The sequence below is a fragment of the Actinoplanes sp. TBRC 11911 genome, from assembly GCF_012933445.1.
Taxonomy (GTDB): Bacteria; Actinomycetota; Actinomycetes; order Mycobacteriales; family Micromonosporaceae; genus Actinoplanes.
In genome coordinates this window covers 52,390-68,460 of the sequence record NZ_JABBNC010000023.1, presented here as the reverse complement: position 1 = coordinate 68,460, position 16,071 = coordinate 52,390, and the positions used below count along the sequence as shown (strand labels likewise).

15 protein-coding genes are annotated in these 16,071 nt (G+C 71.1%); 11 read left to right on the top strand and 4 right to left on the bottom strand.

Annotation, left to right across the window (positions count from 1 at the left end; translation table 11 throughout):
* The first annotated feature begins 20 nt into the window (after positions 1–20).
* Genes HH310_RS27245 through HH310_RS27220 form a run of 6 tightly spaced genes read left to right on the top strand, consistent with a single transcriptional unit; the run spans position 21 to position 5,736 of the window.
* A complete protein-coding gene (locus HH310_RS27245) occupies positions 21–605 on the top strand; it encodes a nucleosidase (RefSeq protein ID WP_169178509.1) in 585 nt (194 codons plus the stop codon).
* Positions 606–653: 48 nt separating this feature from the next.
* Positions 654–1,580: a hypothetical protein gene (locus tag HH310_RS27240; protein ID WP_169178508.1), complete on the top strand. Its 927-nt coding sequence runs from the start codon at positions 654–656 to the stop codon at positions 1,578–1,580.
* Positions 1,577–2,152: a DUF4129 domain-containing protein gene (locus HH310_RS45495; RefSeq protein WP_169178507.1), complete on the top strand. Its 576-nt coding sequence runs from the start codon at positions 1,577–1,579 to the stop codon at positions 2,150–2,152. Before HH310_RS27240 ends, HH310_RS45495 begins: the two co-directional genes overlap by 4 nt.
* Entirely contained in the window at positions 2,149–3,453 is a 1,305-nt protein-coding gene (locus tag HH310_RS27230; RefSeq protein WP_169178506.1) for a DUF4350 domain-containing protein, read from the top strand. The genes HH310_RS45495 and HH310_RS27230 overlap by 4 nt, the downstream gene beginning before the upstream one ends.
* The gene (locus HH310_RS27225) at positions 3,450–4,412 is read left to right on the top strand and encodes a MoxR family ATPase (protein WP_169178505.1); all 963 of its coding nucleotides are present in this window, start codon (positions 3,450–3,452) and stop codon (positions 4,410–4,412) included. The genes HH310_RS27230 and HH310_RS27225 overlap by 4 nt, the downstream gene beginning before the upstream one ends.
* 7 nt (positions 4,413–4,419) lie before the next feature.
* Complete coding sequence (locus HH310_RS27220; RefSeq protein ID WP_169178504.1) at positions 4,420–5,736, top strand: DUF58 domain-containing protein; 1,317 nt, start codon at positions 4,420–4,422, stop codon at positions 5,734–5,736.
* Here HH310_RS27220 and HH310_RS27215 read toward each other — a convergent pair.
* The gene (locus tag HH310_RS27215; protein ID WP_169178503.1) at positions 5,733–6,728 is read right to left on the bottom strand and encodes a stage II sporulation protein M; all 996 of its coding nucleotides are present in this window, start codon (positions 6,726–6,728) and stop codon (positions 5,733–5,735) included. The genes HH310_RS27220 and HH310_RS27215 overlap by 4 nt on opposite strands.
* 80 nt (positions 6,729–6,808) lie before the next feature.
* Here HH310_RS27215 and HH310_RS27210 point away from each other — a divergent pair, with 80 nt between their 5' ends.
* The 4 genes from HH310_RS27210 (at position 6,809) to HH310_RS27195 (ending at position 10,426) form a co-directional block, all read left to right on the top strand.
* Positions 6,809–7,672, top strand: coding sequence for an RDD family protein (locus tag HH310_RS27210; protein WP_169178502.1), 864 nt, complete (start codon positions 6,809–6,811; stop codon positions 7,670–7,672).
* Between the two features lie 43 nt (positions 7,673–7,715).
* Positions 7,716–8,426, top strand: coding sequence for a DUF4097 family beta strand repeat-containing protein (locus HH310_RS27205; protein WP_312034349.1), 711 nt, complete (start codon positions 7,716–7,718; stop codon positions 8,424–8,426).
* Positions 8,427–8,484: 58 nt separating this feature from the next.
* Complete coding sequence (locus tag HH310_RS27200; RefSeq protein ID WP_169178501.1) at positions 8,485–9,012, top strand: AAA family ATPase; 528 nt, start codon at positions 8,485–8,487, stop codon at positions 9,010–9,012.
* A gap of 1,162 nt (positions 9,013–10,174) precedes the next feature.
* Entirely contained in the window at positions 10,175–10,426 is a 252-nt protein-coding gene (locus tag HH310_RS27195) for a hypothetical protein (protein WP_169178500.1), read from the top strand.
* Positions 10,427–10,459: 33 nt separating this feature from the next.
* Here the strand turns inward: HH310_RS27195 and HH310_RS27190 are convergent, their stop codons facing one another.
* Together HH310_RS27190 and HH310_RS27185 are read right to left on the bottom strand one after the other, a co-directional pair.
* Entirely contained in the window at positions 10,460–11,602 is a 1,143-nt protein-coding gene (locus HH310_RS27190; protein WP_169178499.1) for a nucleotide disphospho-sugar-binding domain-containing protein, read from the bottom strand.
* A 13-nt stretch (positions 11,603–11,615) separates the two neighbouring features.
* Positions 11,616–12,338: an alpha/beta fold hydrolase gene (locus HH310_RS27185; RefSeq protein WP_169178498.1), complete on the bottom strand. Its 723-nt coding sequence runs from the start codon at positions 12,336–12,338 to the stop codon at positions 11,616–11,618.
* A 140-nt stretch (positions 12,339–12,478) separates the two neighbouring features.
* On the opposite strand from HH310_RS27185, the gene HH310_RS27180 reads away from it, so the two are divergent.
* Complete coding sequence (locus HH310_RS27180; RefSeq protein ID WP_248294457.1) at positions 12,479–15,562, top strand: AAA family ATPase; 3,084 nt, start codon at positions 12,479–12,481, stop codon at positions 15,560–15,562.
* Here the strand turns inward: HH310_RS27180 and HH310_RS27175 are convergent.
* Positions 15,538–16,059, bottom strand: coding sequence for a monooxygenase family protein (locus tag HH310_RS27175; protein ID WP_169178496.1), 522 nt, complete (start codon positions 16,057–16,059; stop codon positions 15,538–15,540). The genes HH310_RS27180 and HH310_RS27175 overlap by 25 nt on opposite strands.
* Positions 16,060–16,071: the final 12 nt, after the last annotated feature.

Sequence of the window (16,071 nt, the reverse complement as noted above, 5' to 3'; positions counted from 1 at the left end):
ACGCGACAAGAGAGCCGGACATGACTCATCTCATCGGGCAGGTCAGGGACAACATGCCGCTGCTGGTGACCGCTTTCGAGCAAAAAGCAAAGTTCCTCGGCACCGACCACCCGATCCTGATCACCGGCATCGGCAAGGTCAACACCGCGATCGGTCTCACCCAGACGCTCGCCGCCAGCACCGCCCGTCCCTCGGTCATCGTCGCGCTCGGCACGGCCGGCGCGCTGAGCGACGACCACGGCGGCGGCCTGCACGTGATCAGCGAGGTGATTCAGCACGACCTCGACTCGGGCCCGCTCGAGTCGATGACCGGGCAGGTGTACGGCGCTCCGATCGAGCTGTCCGACCGCACCGGGGTCACGCTGGCCACCGGTGACACCTTCATCGCCGATTCCCAGGTACGCGCCAAGCTCGCACACCGCGCCGCGCTGGTCGATCTGTGCGGATACTCGCTGGCCGCGGCCGCCAACGCGTTCCACATCCCGATCCGCATCGTCAAGTACGTGAGCGACAACGCCGACGAAAGCGCGATGCTGACCTGGGGCGGGGCGATGGAGTACGCCGCGTGGCACATGGCGGGCTGGGTGCGCGCGCACGTCCACTGATCCCCGCCGGGGCATCCCGGTCGCTGAAGATCACTTAGGATGCCCGCCATGCGGGGAGGCGAGGCACGGGTTCGGGGCACTCTGCCGCTGCGGGCGATGGTGCAGGGCGAACTGCTCGACACGGCCATCCTCCTTTTCCGCGCACGCGCGCTGCCGTTGCTCCTGATCGCGGCGCCGCTGCTGGCGATCGAGCAGGTGGTGCTCTGGTTTGCCGGGGCGTACTGGCTCGACGGGTTTGCCGAGTTCAGCGACTGGTGGCGGGTGATCGCGGCGCTGCTCGGCTGCGAGGCGGTGATCGGCGGGCCGCTCGGGGCGTACGCCGGAGCCGCCGCCGTGCCCGCGCTGCTGGGGCAGAAGGTCGGCCACTGGCAGCTGGTCAAACGGATGCGGCCGCTTCCGGTGCTGGTCACCATGGTCATCCCGGGTGCGGCCGCGTTTCCCGCCGCGTACTTCGGGCTGGTCGGCTGGTTCGTGATCTACGGCTTTCTCGGGCTGGCCGGCGTCGCGCTCGTGATCGACCGGCCGGCGTGGCCGTTCGGGGCGCTCGGCCGTTCCGCGGCGCTGGCGGCCCGGCTGGGCTGGCGCGGTTTCTGGGCCCGGTTCCGCGGTTTCCTGGTCTGGTTCGGCATCCGGGTGGCCCTCGCGATCGGCCCGATCACGTTCCTCATGCAGTTCGGGCTCGTCGCGAACGGCTACTTCGGCGACTGGCCGGTCCTGATGATGTGGGGGCTGGCCGGCACCGTCACCGGCGCGGCGCTCGCCTGCTTCGACGCCGTCCTGCTGATCGACACGCGGATCCGGACGGAGGGCCTGGACATCGCGTTGCGCCGCGCGCTGGCGAACGGGACGGATCTCGCCGGCGTGCTGACCCACACCCGGCCGACGATCGTCACGCCGCCGCTCGGGGTGCCCAGTCTCGGCCCGTCCCGCCCTGCGGCGCCCGAACCGACGGTTCCGCCGGGGCGTGCGTCGTGACCCGCGACTACGACGAGTTCCTGGCCCGGCTCTTCGACACCATCGGCCCGGGCTGGGTCGCACTGTTCCTGCTCGCCGCGGCCGTCGCCGCCGCACTCCTCTGGTACACGTTCCCGGCCTGGCTCCGTTTCCGCTTCTTCTCCGTCAAGTTCTTCTCCGTCAAGCGCAAGCCGCGCAAGAAGAAGGAGAAAAAGCCGAAACCCGCCAAACCCGAGCCCCGGTCCCGTACGCCGGAGCCGGAACTCGAACCGCAGCCCATGGCCGTCGCCCTGTCCCCGGCCGACCGCCTGGCCGCCGAGGGCCGCTACGCCGAAGCGATCCGGGAACGCCTGCGCGAGTCGGTGGCCACGCTGACCCGTCATCGGGTGATCGCGCCCGCTCCGGCGTGGACGGCGCACGAGGTCGCGGCTAACGCGAGTCAGAACCGGCCCGCCGTTTCCGCGCCGCTGGCGGGCGCGACCGACATCTTCGCCGAGGTCTGGTACGGCCATCGCCCGGCCGGCCCGGACGAGGACGCGCGGATGCGCCGGCTCACCGCCGAGGTCAAGGCAGCCCTGGAGAGCCCGCGATGAAACGGAAACGCAGCCGGCGCTGGTTACGCATCGCGATCCCGCTCGCGGTGGTGTCCGCCGTGTTCATCGCGACCGGGATCATCCACGCGATCCAGCAGGCCGACCCCGGCGACAAGGACTACCTCAACCCGGACAGCCAGGCACCGATCGGCTCGTCACACCTGGCTCAGGCGCTGCGCGACCAGGGCATCACCGTGCAGCGGGTGACGTCGACGTACGAGGCGAGCACGACGCTCTGGGCCGAACCGCAGTCGACGCTGCTGGTGACCGCGCCCGGCTACACCGACGTCGAGCATCTGGGCGAGTCGCGCTGGTATCCGCCCGGGAGCCAGATCGTGCTCGTCCGCCCCGACGACGGCTTCCTCCAGCAGACGGACTGGCCCACCGACACGTCCACGGCCGGCGAGCGGTGGACGGCGTCCGCCCCGGCACCCGGCTGCGACCTGTTCACCACCCCGGCGGCCGTGCACAAGCGGTACTACGACACCACCGGGACGAGCTGCTACCAGGGTGGCGTCGTCCAGCTCCCGGTGCACACCGCGTCGGTCACGCTGGTGGGCGCCGACGACCCGTTCCGCAACGACCGGCTCGGCGAGCACGGCAACCGGGCGTTCGCGTTGTCCCTGCTCGACCGGCGCCCGCAGGTGATCTGGCTGGATCTGCACAAGCAGGACCGCTGGCCGACGTCGGACGGGGTGCCGGTGACCGACCGCCCGGCGCCGGACGGGCCGGGCGGGACGGCCGCCACCCCCGAGGACACCACCGACGACTACGGCGACAGCGACACGTCGCAGGACGGCCAGACCGGCAGCGGCGACGAGGAGCAGCAGCAGCAGCAGCAACCGGAACGCGAGCACCACGCGCGCGGCGCCCGCCCGCAGACCGACACGTTCCCCGCGAAGGTGTGGGCGATCGTGCTGCTGGTCCTGCTGGCCGCGGCGGCGTTCGCGGCCGCCTCGGCGCGGCGTCTCGGCACCCCAGTCGCCGAACGGTTGCCGTCACGGGTGCCGGCCAACGAGACGATGCTCGGCCACGCCCGGCTCTACCAGCGCGGCGGGTCACGCGGCCCGTCGCTGGACATCCTGCGGCAGCACGCCCGGCGCCGGATCACCGACCACCTCGGACTGCCGCCCGCCGCGACCGACGAGGCCCTCGCCGCGGCGTCCGGGCTTCCGGTCGAACGCTTCACCGAGGTGTTCTCGTCCGATCGGCGGCTCAAGCGCGACGCCGACCTCGTGGCGGCCACGAAGCAATTGCAGGATCTGATGCGCGACGTCATGAACGAAGGAGAAACCCAGTGACCTCCGAATCGCACGAGGCACGCCTCGCGCTCGGCCGGTTACGCGCCGAGGTCGGTAAGGCCGTCGTCGGCCAGGACCCGGTCGTCGGCGCCGTCCTGGTGGCGCTGCTCTGTGGCGGTCACGTGCTGCTGGAGGGTGTGCCCGGGGTGGCCAAGACGCTGCTGGTGCGGGCCGTCTCCGCCGCGCTGGACCTGGAGACCAAGCGCCTGCAGTTCACGCCCGACCTGATGCCCGGCGACGTCACCGGTTCGATGATCTACGACGCCCGTAACGGTGCGTTCAACTTCCGTGCCGGCCCGGTCTTCACCAACCTGCTGCTCGCCGACGAGATCAACCGGACGCCGCCGAAGACGCAGTCCGCGCTGCTCGAGGCGATGGAGGAGCGGCAGGTCAGCGTCGACGGCGAGCCGCGCCCGCTGCCGCAGCCGTTCCTGGTTGTGGCGACCCAGAACCCGATCGAGTACGAGGGCACCTACCCGCTGCCCGAGGCGCAGCTCGACCGGTTCCTGCTCAAGGTGTCGGTGCCGCTGCCGCCGCGCGAGGAGGAGCTCAACGTGCTGCGCGCCCACCACCGCGGCTTCGACCCGCGCGATCTGAAGGCGGCCGGCGTCGAACCGGTCGCGAACGCCGCCGATCTGGCGGCCGGGCGTGCGGCCATCCGTCAGGTTCAGGTCGCCGACGAGGTTCTCGCCTACGTCGTGGACCTGGTCGGCGCGACCCGGGTGGCGCCCGCGCTGGAACTGGGTGCGTCGCCGCGCGGCGCGATCGCCCTGCTGGCGGTGTCGAAGGCGTACGCGTGGCTGAACGGACGCGACTACGTGATCCCGGACGACGTGAAGGCGTACGTCGTGCCGACCCTGCGTCACCGCGTACGGCTGCGTGCCGACGCCGCGCTGGACGGCGTCACCGTCGAATCGGTGCTGGGCGCCGTGCTCGCCGCCGTGCCGGCCCCGCGCTGAGCCGGCGATGGTCACCCGGCGTTTCGCCGTGCTGGTGGTGCTCGGCATCCCGCTGCCGCTGCTGCTGCCCTGGCCGTGGCTCGCGGTCCTCGCGGTGGTGCTGGTCGCGGGCGGCATCGCGGCCGCCGACGCCGCGCTGGCCGGCCCGCTGACCTCGGTCGCTCTGCGGCGCGACGGCGATCGTACGGTCTGGCTCGGCGGCCAGGCCACCGTCACCCTTACCGTGGTCAACGAGGGCACCCGCGATCTGCGGCTGGACGTGCGGGACAGTTGGGTGCCGTCGGCGGGCGCCGGGCCGTTGCGGCACCGGCTCACGCTCGCCGCGGGTGAGGGCCAAAACCTCGAGACCACACTGCTTCCCGTACGCCACGGCAACCGTCCCGCGGCAAGGGTGACCGTACGCTCGTACGGGCCCCTGGGTTTGGCCTATCGTCAGCGCTCGAACCGGTGGAACACCGAGCGCACCCCGGCCTGGAACCTGCGCGTCCTGCCGCACTTCCCGTCGCGTCGCATCCTGCCGGAGAAGCTCGCCCGGATGCGGGTGATCGACGGCTCGCAGGTGACGCGCGGCCGCGGCCAGGGCACCGAGTTCGACGCGCTGCGCTCGTACGTGCTCGGCGACGACGTCCGCTCGATCGACTGGCGCTCCACCGCCCGCGCCGGTCACGTGGTGGTGCGCACCTGGCGCCCGGAACGCGACCGTCGTGTCTACTGTGTTCTGGACACCGGCCGCACCTCGGCGGTACGCGTCGCCGGCGTGCCCCGGCTCGACTCGGCCATCGACGCGGCGCTGCTGCTGTCCGTGCTCGCCACCCGCGCCGAGGACCGGGTCGACCTGCTCGCCCTCGACGCCGAGGTGCGCGCCCGGGTCGAGCACGGCGGCGAGAACCAGAAACTGGCCCGCATCATCGACGGCATGGCCTCGCTCGAACCGGCGCTGGCCGAGACCGACTACTCGCTGCTCGCCACCGAACTGCTGCGGCGCGGCCGGAAACCGTCGCTCGTCGTCATCTTCACCGCGCTCGACATGGCCCCGATGATCGCCGGGTTGCTGCCGTTGCTGCCCCAGATCACCGCCCGGCATCACGTGATCGTGGCCGGGATGCGCGACCCCGAGGTCACCCGGCTCGCCTCGTTGCCCGGGAAGTTCGGCGCGGCCGACGTGCACACGGCCGCGGCGGCGCAGCGGTCGCTGGCCGAACGGGACCGGATCGCCGACGTGCTGGGCCGTTTCGGCGCGACCGTGGTGGACGCCGGGCCGAGCGAGCTGGCCTCCCGGGTCGCCGACCTCTACCTGCTGTTGAAGGCGACGGGCCGTCTCTAGGCCGTCGGCACCAGGTAGGCGGCCGGCTCCGCGTCTTCCGGCTGGCGCACGGCGCTGACCACGCGGCCACGACCCACGGCGTACGCGAGGAACAAAAGCCAGACCAGTGCACCGATGCCGACCCGGAGCAGCGGCGGAAGAGACGACGGCGTCACGTACGACTCGAGGATGCCGGCGACGGCGAGCGTGCACGCGAGACCCACCGCGATGCGGACGCCGGCCCGGCCCTCGTCGACCATGGCTTGCACGCGTGTGCGGCTCAGACCCGGTGCGATCCACGCCCAGCCGATCCGCAGGCCCACCCCGGCGCCGATGAAAACGCAGGTCAGTTCCAGCAGGCCGTGCGGCGTGAGGTAGGTCAGCAGGGTGCCGGTGCGGCCCTCGCCCGCCATCACGGCACCGACCAGCGCCAGGTTGAACATGTTCTGGAACAGGATGTAGAACACCGGCAGGATCAGGACGCCCGCGGCGAGGCACTTCGCGGTCACCACGGCGTTGTTCGTCCAGACCTGCAGCCCGAAATGCGACGCGTGGTATTGGCTGTAGTAGTCGACGAACTCGTGGTCGGCCACGGATTGCGCCTCGACGCTGTCGAGGACGGCCAGCGGATGCGCCGTGAGATACCACGCCATCGCCACCGTGATCGCCACGCTGGCCAGCGCCGTGATGACCCACCAGCGCCGCGCCCGGTACAGCTCGGCCGGCAGCGTGTGAGTGAAGTACCGGGCCAGCGGCCGCCACCCGAATCGCGGCCCGCGGACCAGTTTGGCGCGGGTGGCGATGACCAGATTGGACAGTTCGATCAGGATGGTGGAGTCGGGGATGCGGCTGCGCACGATCGACAGGTGCGTGGTCGTGCGCTGATACAGCATGACCAGCTCGTCGGCCTCGTCCGCGTCGAGACTCGGACGAGCGACCAGCATGCGCAGCCGGCGCCATTCGCCGCCGTGCTCGGCCACGAACGCGTCGAGATCCACTGTTCGCCTTTCCATCGTTCCGCCGCTTTTCGAGAGGGTATCGGTTGCCGGCGGGCGGGGTCGCCCCGCCGACGTGGCTCGTGTTCACTGTCCGGGTGAACCTGTTGCCCGCCCCGGTCGCGCCCGGCGACGCCCCTGCCGTCAGCGGGCTGGTCAGCGCCGAGGCCGTCGAGATCGAGCTGCGCCCGGCCCGCCTGCCGTCGCGCAGCCTGGCGCTTTTCCTCGACTGCCTGGTGATGATCGTGCCGGGATTCTTGGCGGTCGCGCTGGTCCGGTCGGTGGCCGAGCACACCGACGTGGCGCTCGCCCAGGCCGCGCTCACCGTCGGCCTCGTGCTGGTCTTCGTGGGTTACCCGGTGCTGTGCGAGACCTTCCTGGACGGCCGCAGCCCCGGCAAGCGGGCGATGGGCCTGCGGGTGATCCGCGAGGACGGCGGCCCGCTGCGCGCCCGGCACGCGCTCACCCGCGCCCTGGTCGGCCTCGCCGTCGAGTTCCCCGGCATGCTGCTGGTCTTCGTCTGCTGGCCGGCCGGCATCATCACCATGCTGGCCTCCCGGCAGGGCCGCCGCCTGGGCGACCTGGCCGCCGGCACGCTCGTGGTGCACGAACGCGACGCGGCTCCGTGGCGGGCCGCCCCCGCGATGCCGCCCCTCCTGGCCGCGTGGGCCGCGACGCTGGATTTGACCGCCGTGGACGACACGCTGGCCCTGGAGATCCGGCAGTTCGTGACGCGGGTGCGCGAGTTGCGTGAGCCCTACCGCGCCCACCTGCTGCGGGAACTGGCCGGCGAGGTGACCAGCCGGATCGTTCCACCGCCGCCGTCCGCGATCTCCCCGTGGCTGCTGCTGATCGCGGTGCTGGCCGAACGGCGCCGGCGGCAGGAAGCGCAGTTGGTGGTCGGCCGGCGGATGACGTACCGGGTGCTGCCGACATTCGGCCACCACGCCAGCCGCTTCTGACCCGTGTCAGGTGCGTGTCAGGGCGGTGGCAGCCCGGGCCGCGATGGTGGTTCTCACGACGGACGGCAACACGACGCCGGCCCCAGCCCCGGAGGACAGCACCATGCAGAACTTCGCCACCACCGCCCCGATCACCGCCATCCTCGAGATCCCCGCCGGCCGCGTCGAACTCGTTGCCGCCTCCTCCACCAGCGTCGAGGTCCGGCCCGCCGACGCATCGAAGAACCGTGACGTGAAGATGGCCTCCCAAGCCAGCGTCGAGTTCGCCGACGGGGTGCTGCGCATCCACACGCCGGGCACGCTGTTCGGGCCGACGGGATCCCTGCACGTGCTCGTGCACCTGCCCGCCGGATCCCGGGTGCAGGCCAAGACCGGCGCGGCCGAGCTGCGCACGACCGGGCGGCTGGGTGAGGTCGGCTTCGACGGCGCCTACCGCGCCATCACGATCGAGGAGGCCGCGGGCGTGCAACTGACCGCTGTCGACGGCGACGTCGAGATCGGCCGGCTCACCGGACCGGCACAGATCAGCACCGCCCGCGGCGACATCCGCGTCGGCGAAGCCACCCACGGCAAGGTGCTTCTCAGCACCCAGTACGGCAACATCACGATCGGCGCCGCCACCGGCGTCTCGGCCGCCCTGGACGCCGGCACCGGCTACGGCCGGGTCAGCAACTCGCTCAAGAACGACGGCACCACCGAACTCGACATCCACGCCACCACCACCCACGGCGACATCACCGCCCGCAGCCTGTAAAACACCACCGCTCTAATGCCGGCCGCCTCGTTGGCGGCCGGCATTTAGCATCGGCCGCATGATCGTGTGGATCAACGGCACGCACGGGGCCGGCAAGACGACGACCAGCGCGCTCGTGCAGCAGCTGATCCCGGATTCCCGGGTGTTCGACGCCGAGAAGGTCGGCGAGACCCTCATGGACATCAAGCCCGGGCTCCCCGAAACCGACAACTTCCAGCACTGGCCCCCGTGGCGGCCGCTCGTGGTGGAGACGGCCCGCCGGGTACTCGACTACACCGGCGGCACCCTGGTGATACCCATGACCGTCCTGGTCGAGCCGTATTGGCGCGAGATCAGCACCGGCCTGGCCCAGCACGCGATCCCGGTGCGGCACTTCGTCCTCCACGCCGACCAGGCGACCCTCCGCAGCCGCATCGCGGGCGCCAGCCCCGTCCCTTCCCCGTTTCGCCTCAAATACCTCGCCGCGTACGCCGAGGCGGCCCGCACGTGGCTGCACAGCGAGGCCGAGGTCGTCGACACCACACACCGCACGCCCGCCGAGGTCGCCCGGCAGATCGCGGGAGAGGTCCAGCGCGTACGAAAATAGCCGTGGGGTACGACAGAAACGTACTGAGGGCCCGAAGCGGAGCCGGAAGCCCGGCGGCCGGGCCGCCACCACCGCTTAGCTAGGCCGCCACCAGCGCCTTGACTAGATAGATGCGCCGCGATGATGCCGCCGCTAGAGATCCTTCGCGCTAGATGTCTCTTCGCTGATCGGCTTCTGGCGACGCTAATTGGTCGTGTCGACCTTGCTACTCATGTCATCTGGGCGGGTCGGCTCCGCGGACCGCGTCCCAGGTCGTTTCGTAGCGCGGCGGCAGCGATTGCAGCGCGGTGGCTCGGGAAGGGCATTGCCGCGTGTCGCTGACCGGGCCGCGTCAGCCCGCGCCCCGCCGCCCTACGAGGCCATAATGTGGGATCTGTGTCCGTTCTACGGGACTGGCGCCCACATCGTGGCAGCGGGTCCGCAATGCGAGATGTACGTCCAAAGTAGGTAACTGTTCAGCTGGTTCCGTCGCCGGGAGTCCCCGTGCGAGGCGACGCCGCCAGGCCCGGCCAGGTCCCAGCTCCCCACAATGTGCGCCCCCACCCGGGTGTGGGCAGTCGCGACGCCGGGGAGGCTGCGGCTCCCCACACCACGGCCACCCCCACCCACGCGTGGGGAATCGCGACGCCGGGAAGGCCCTGGCTCCCCACACCGCGGCCACCCCCGCCCACGTGTGGGCAGTCACGACGCCGGGGAGGCTGCGGTTCCCCACACCATGGCGACCCACAGCGGGTGTGGGGAACCGTCACGGCCGGGACGTCCCCGTTCCCCACAGCGACGGCCCTCAGGTCAGCCACGCAAGGCCACCGCATCGGAGGGTGAGCGGCGCGAGAACCAGCTGAACAGTTCCAAAGTAGAGTAATTTTCCTCGCTTTTGCGCCCTTTATTCGGCTGCTTTCCCCGACGTTTTCGTAGACCTTGGAGACTTATGGCTCGCATGTGGGCGTAACTCTCCAAGGTCTCGAGAAAGCCCAGAATGTGGCCGGGATCGCCGCATAGTGGGATGGGCGGACGAGGCGCGGGTCGACCTGGACACACGTGCGGCTCGTTGGTCACCTCGGCGGCCGATGCCGGTCGCGGGCTGCCGGTCACGCACCGCAGCGGGTCGCCGATCGCGGGTTGCAGGTTGCCCGTCGCGGGTTACCCAGTTACCCATTGCCGGATGCGGGTCGCGCAGAGCCGGATGGCATTGCAGCTCGCGCATTGCCGGATGCCGTTGCAGGTCGCGCATTGCGGGATGCCGTTGCAGGTCGCGCATTGCGGGATGCCGTTGCAGGTCGCGCATTGCCGGATGCCGTTGCAGGTCGCGCAGAGCCGGATGCGGCTGCGGGTCGCGCACTGCCGAACGCCGGCTGCGGAGGCTCGACGCGCACCGGATCGAGATCCGCCCCGCTACCGGGCTCCGGAACGGTAACGACGCGGATTCGGACCCTGACCGGAAGGGTCTCTAGCGGCCGGCGGACGCGTGCCGCTCGACGGTGTCGGCTGCCAGGCGCGCGCCGCCCGTGCTGGTGTGCGGGCCGAAGTCGCGCTCCAGCGTCCGCCCGAAGGCTCGGTCCACGACCAGGCGGCCGGCCAGCTCGCGGAGGTCGGCCGGGGTCAGGGTGGCGAGTTCGCCGACGCTGCCGGCGCCGAGCTCGGCCAGCCGCGCGGCGTTGAGCCGCTGCTCCGGGGTCAGCGGGAGCGCGACCACGGGCACGCCCGCGACGAGGGCCTCCATCAGCTCGGTCATATCCGCCTGGCAGACGAACGCGGCGGCGTGACGCAGGACGTCGCGGTGCGGGAGCCGTGGCGCGATCTCGAAGTTGGCCGGGGCGGTGAGCTCGGTGCGGTCGCCGACCGGCAGCACGACGTGCCAGGTGGTGCCGGTGAACGCGTTCACGCAGAGCCGGTGGAAGTCCGGCCGGCGGGGCGCCGAGACGTACAGCACCCGGTCACCACCTGGCGGCGGCGTCCAGTTCCGCGCGGCCGGGGTGCGGTGCGGCTCGGGCCCGACAAAGGTGAACGTGTCGTCGAAGGTATGCCCGTCGAGCTGGAAGGAACGCGGGATGAAGACCAGCGTCGGTGTGCCGGCCGGGTCCCGTGGCGGCGCGATGTCGTGACAGAGCAGAAAGGCGTTCCTTTCGTACGCCGCGAGCCGCGCATCCTGCGGATCGAAGCCGTGCGCCGTCATCCGGTCGGCGACCGACACCCGTGCGTTCTCCGCGAAGCCGGTCGCCAGCCGCAGGTCGGCGACGCCCAGCAGGGTGGCCACCGACGCACCGATCACGGCCGCCGGATTGTGGCAGATCAGGTCGGGCGGATCCGCGCGCAGCGTCTCGACGATCGCCGGGGTGACCGCCCGCAGCCGGTCCACGAAGACGTCGAGCACCTCGGCCATCCGGGTGGTGCTGAAGCCGCCGACGAGGTCGTCGACGGCTAGCGGAAATTCGATCGTCTCCGCACCGGTGCGGCGGATCCGCGCGGCGGTGGCCGCACCGGTGACGTAGCGGACGCGGTGTCCCCGGGCGACCAGCTCCCGGACCAGCGGCAGGGTCGGGTTCACGTGACCCGGTGTGGGCGGTGCCAGGAACGCGACGACAAGAGTCATGGCGCGCGCGTGTTCATGCCATGGATTCCTGAGCCGCCTTCTCGATGAAGGCGACGGTGGTTGCCGGATGCGAGGCGAAGACCATGTGCGAGGAGCCCTCGACGACCTGCACCGTCGCGCCGGAGCGCTGCGCCATGAATTCCTGCACGGCGGGCGGGATGATCCGGTCGGCGCCGGAGATCAGGTTGTAGCTCCGGATGCTCTGCCAGGCCGGTACGCCGGGTGCCGGCTCGCCGAGAGCGGCGCCGGTGGCCGGGCGCTGGGTGATCGCGTACAGGGCGGCGTCCTCGGCGGACAGGTCGGCGGCGAAGTTCGCGTGGAACACCCGCGGGTCGATGTAAAGGTCGACCTGCCCGTCGGCGAGCGGCACCGGCTTCAGCGACTCCCCGACCGTGCTGCCCGGGAACTTCCCCACCAGAGCCTCGGCGCTCTCGCCGGTGTCCGGCACGAAGGCGGCCAGATAGACCAGGGCCTTGACCTCGGCGTTGCCGGTGGCGGCGGTCGAGATCACGGAGCCGCCGTACGAGTGTCCGACCAGGACGATCGGCCCCTCGATCGAAGACAGCAACGCGGTCAGGGCGGCCGCGTCGGAGGAGAGCCCGCGCAGCGGGTTGGCCGCCGCGATCACCGGATATCCGTCGTTGACCAGCCGCTTGGCGACCGCGTTGAAGCCGCTGCCGTCGGCGAAGGCGCCGTGCACGAGAACGACGGTGGGAACGGGAACGTCATCAGTCATTGCTGGAAGGTAAGTTCGCGCACTTGACGGACAATGAAGCGGCTCGTTCAGTCACCATCAAGACGGCCCCGGCGCGTAGCCTTTCCCCAACTCCTACCCAGTCTGAGGACATCGCGATGCCGGCCGACCACCCTGCCCGATTGACCTTCCAGGTCCTCGGTCCCTTGCGTGTGTGGCGCGACGGGGTCGAGATCGACACCGGCTCGCCGCAGCAGAGCTACCTGCTGGCGTTGCTGCTGCTGCGGGCGGGTCGGCCGATCAGCGTTTCCGACCTCATCAGCCTGGTCTGGGACGACGACCCGCCCGCGTCGGCGTTGAACATCGTGCACAAGTACGTGGGGACGTTGCGGCGCCTGATGGAACCGGAGCTGCCCGCGCGAACGCCCGGTTCGTTCCTGCACCGCCACGGCAACGGCTACCGGTTCGACGACGGGCGGGCGTCGCTCGACCTTACCGAGTTTCGCCGGCTCCTCGGCGAGGCCCGCGCCGCACGGGACGGCGTCGACGCGTACGGGCAAGCCTTGTTGTTGTGGCGTGGATCCGCTGGCGATGGGCTCACCCTCAGCGCCACCGCCGGCCCGTTGTTCACCGCGGTCGACCGCGAGCTGCTCGACGCCTGTGTCGAGGCGGGTCGCGTCGCGGTGCCGGCCGGTCGCACCGAACGCATCGTGCAACCTTTGCGCCTGGCCGCCTGGATCGCACCCTTCGACGAGACCGTCCAGGCCACGCTCATGACCGCGCTGGCGACGGCGGGGCGGCGGGCCGAGGCCCTGTCCGTGTTCGAGACGGTGCGGGCACGGCTGGCCGACGAGCTGGGCATCGATCCGGGTCGCGAGCTTCGTGAGGCGCAGCGGCGGATTCTGCAGCAGACCGAGGCCGTGCCGCCATCCGCCGGCCCTGTCCCCCGGCCCGGCAGTCTCGTCGGCCGGCACGAGGAGCTTGCCCTGCTGCGTCAGGCCGTCACCAAGGCCACGCAGGTCGTCCTCGTCGAGGGGGCGCCCGGAGTGGGCAAGAGCCGGTTGCTCGACGAGGTCACCGGCGAGGCCGAGGCGACCGGTGCCCTCGCCGTCTGGGGCCGCTGCCAGGACGGTGGCGGTGTCCCGTCGATGTGGCCCTGGATCCAGATCGTCGAGGGTTTGACCGCGTCGCTACCGGATACCGAACGAGCACATTGGACCATTGAGCTTGGCGACCTGCTGCCACAGCCCGCAAACGAGGCCACGGCTCGGAAGCGGCCGGACGCCGGAGCCCAGTTTCGTCTGTTCGGCAATGTCGTCGCACTGTTCAGCGCGGCCGCGGCACGCCGCCCCTTGATCGTGGTAGTCGACGACCTGCACTGGGCGGACGAGGCGTCGCTTCAACTGTTCACCCACCTTGCCGAGTCGGTCCCGGCGCGGAGCGTTCTGCTGGGCACGCTCCGCTCGCATGCCCCGACGCCCGGCCGGCACGTGCGGCGGATGTTGGCGGCGGTCGCGCGCCACGAACACCACCGCCGCATCGCTCTCGGTCCTCTCGATCCGGCCGATGTCGCCGAGTTGGTGCGCCAGGAGACCGGCGAGTCGCCGAGCCCCGATGTGGTCCACGGCATTCAGGCCCGCACCGAGGGCAACCCCTTGTTCGTACGCGAGTTGGCGCGGATCCTGGCCGAGGAAAATCAGCTGTCCGACCAGGCTGCGGCCCGCTCCGCTGTCCCGGCCACGGTGCGCGACATCGTGCGCGACCGGACGAGCAAGCTCGACGACGAGGAACGCCGCCTCATCGAGATCGCCGGCTTGATGGGCCGTGACATCGACGTCCGCCTGCTGGCAAGCGCGGCCGGCGTCGACGCGTCGCGGTGCCTCACCCATCTGGAGGCCCTCGAAGCGCTCGGTCTGGTCGAAGCGAGCCCGGACTCCCCGCATGACTGGCGGTTCGCGCACGATCTCGTCCGCGAGTCGGTGGCCCGCTCCGCCACCCGTTCGGACGCGGCTCGGTTTCATCTCAGCATCGCGACGGCGCTCGCCCAGCGGCCGGACATGGCCGAGGCACTCGCACACCACCTGTCCTCGGCCGGCCCGCTCGCCGCACCGGAGCAGACGGCGCAAGCACTCGTCGCCGCCGCGCGTATCGCCACGCGGCGCTCCGCCTACGAGACCGCCGAGACGCAGCTCGACACCGCCGCCCGGATAGCCCGGAACGCCGGGCTCCTGGAGCTCGAGCTGACCGCATTGACCGAGTTGACCGCCATCGCGGGTATCCACGCCGGCTTCGTCGGGGCGACCATGGATCATCTGGACCGCGCCGAGGAGGTCGCGCGGGCCCTCGGCCACGAACGGGTGGCCACCGGCTTCCTCTTCTCCCGATTTCTGGCGCATGCCCAGGGCATCCAGCTCGACGCGGCCGGCCGTCTCGCGCGCCGCCTGCTCGGTTACGGTCAGCGCTCCGCGGACCCGGTCGTGCAGGCGTCCGGCCATCACGCTTGGGGCGTCCACCAATGGAGTTCCGGCAACGTGGGCGAGGCGTACCGGAACCTGAGCCGATCTGACGCACTCATCCGGGCCCGGCGGGACGCCGAGCCGTTGCGCCACCGCTTACAGATGATGACGCCGGTCATGCTGGCGCTGAACACGGCGCTGCACGGCGACCCGGCTGCCGCGCGCCTGCGGTTCGACATGCTGGAGGCCGAGGCCGGCGACGACCCGTACGCCATCAGCATCTGGGGTTCGTTCGCCGTCACCGCCGCGGCCGCCGCGGGCGACTTCGCCTGGGCACTGCGGGCGGCCGAGACCGCGATCAAGGCCGACCCGGACTTCTCCTTCACGTTCTCCGGCAGCTACCCCCGACTGGCGAAACACTGGGCGCTGGCCATGTCCGGCGCTGACCCGGTCGCGTGTGCGGCGGAGGTGGAACGCATCATCGAGACGAAGCTGGTCGACCCACCTCGGTCAAACCTGGCCACCTGGTACGCCCTCCTCGCCGAGATCCACCTGCGCGCCGACGATCCCACGGCCGCCATGACCGCACTGGACAAGGCGGCGAGCTTCATCGAGGCGTACGGGGAAAGGTATGCCGAGGGTTTGGTCCTTCTCATCCGCGCGAAGGCGTTCCAGGCCGGTGGGAACGTGGAGTCCGCCGAGCACGCCGCCCGCCGCGCGCTCGTCCTGTCGCAGGAGCGCGAGGCCCACCTTTTCGCGGCGCGGGCCAACGACTTGCTGACCCTTTACTGCTCGGAGCCGCGCGCATAAAGATCGTTCTCGGTCAGAACCGGCGCGGTGTTGTCCTCGGGCCGCCCGACCCGCGCGGCCGACCCGAACATCGCCCCGCGCGCCGGATGCAGCGGCGCAAAGGCGGCGAAGCCACGGTGGTGCGGGATGTCGTCGTACACCGCCTCCATGCCGCCGCGCAGCAGGTAGGTCTCGTGCCAGAAGCCGGTGCCGCCGCTGTCCCGCAGGAAGTTGCGCCACCACAGCCGGTGCGGCTCGGACCGCGCCCAGGCCAGCAGCGAGGGCAGGTCCTGCCAGTACTGCCGGATCCCGACATGCATCGGGAACAGCGACCACATCAGCGACTCGGAATGAATCAGCCCGGCCGGCTGGTCTTTCGCGGACCGCCCGATCTGAGGGCCGTAGCCCATCAGAGTGCGCAGGCCGTAGAGCCGGTTCACGCGCATGCCCAGGTAGACGACCGTCAGGTCAGGGTAGGACGAGAGGTCGACGGTCTGTCGATTGACGCGGGTCGGCATGGCCGGGCCCTC

Bases quoted from the DNA above. Each gene is read 5' to 3' on its own strand.
- HH310_RS27185 (WP_169178498.1), bottom strand. From the start codon at position 12,338: ATGACTGATGACGTTCCCGTTCCCACCGTCGTTCTCGTGCACGGCGCC.
- HH310_RS27190 (WP_169178499.1), bottom strand. From the start codon at position 11,602: ATGACTCTTGTCGTCGCGTTCCTGGCACCGCCCACACCGGGTCACGTG.
- HH310_RS27215 (WP_169178503.1), bottom strand. From the start codon at position 6,728: ATGGAAAGGCGAACAGTGGATCTCGACGCGTTCGTGGCCGAGCACGGC.
- HH310_RS27175 (WP_169178496.1), bottom strand. From the start codon at position 16,059: ATGCCGACCCGCGTCAATCGACAGACCGTCGACCTCTCGTCCTACCCT.
- HH310_RS27230 (WP_169178506.1), top strand. From the start codon at position 2,149: ATGAAACGGAAACGCAGCCGGCGCTGGTTACGCATCGCGATCCCGCTC.
- HH310_RS27195 (WP_169178500.1), top strand. From the start codon at position 10,175: ATGCGGGTCGCGCAGAGCCGGATGGCATTGCAGCTCGCGCATTGCCGG.
- HH310_RS27220 (WP_169178504.1), top strand. From the start codon at position 4,420: ATGGTCACCCGGCGTTTCGCCGTGCTGGTGGTGCTCGGCATCCCGCTG.
- HH310_RS27205 (WP_312034349.1), top strand. From the start codon at position 7,716: ATGGTGGTTCTCACGACGGACGGCAACACGACGCCGGCCCCAGCCCCG.
- HH310_RS27200 (WP_169178501.1), top strand. From the start codon at position 8,485: ATGATCGTGTGGATCAACGGCACGCACGGGGCCGGCAAGACGACGACC.
- HH310_RS27240 (WP_169178508.1), top strand. From the start codon at position 654: ATGCGGGGAGGCGAGGCACGGGTTCGGGGCACTCTGCCGCTGCGGGCG.
- HH310_RS27245 (WP_169178509.1), top strand. From the start codon at position 21: ATGACTCATCTCATCGGGCAGGTCAGGGACAACATGCCGCTGCTGGTG.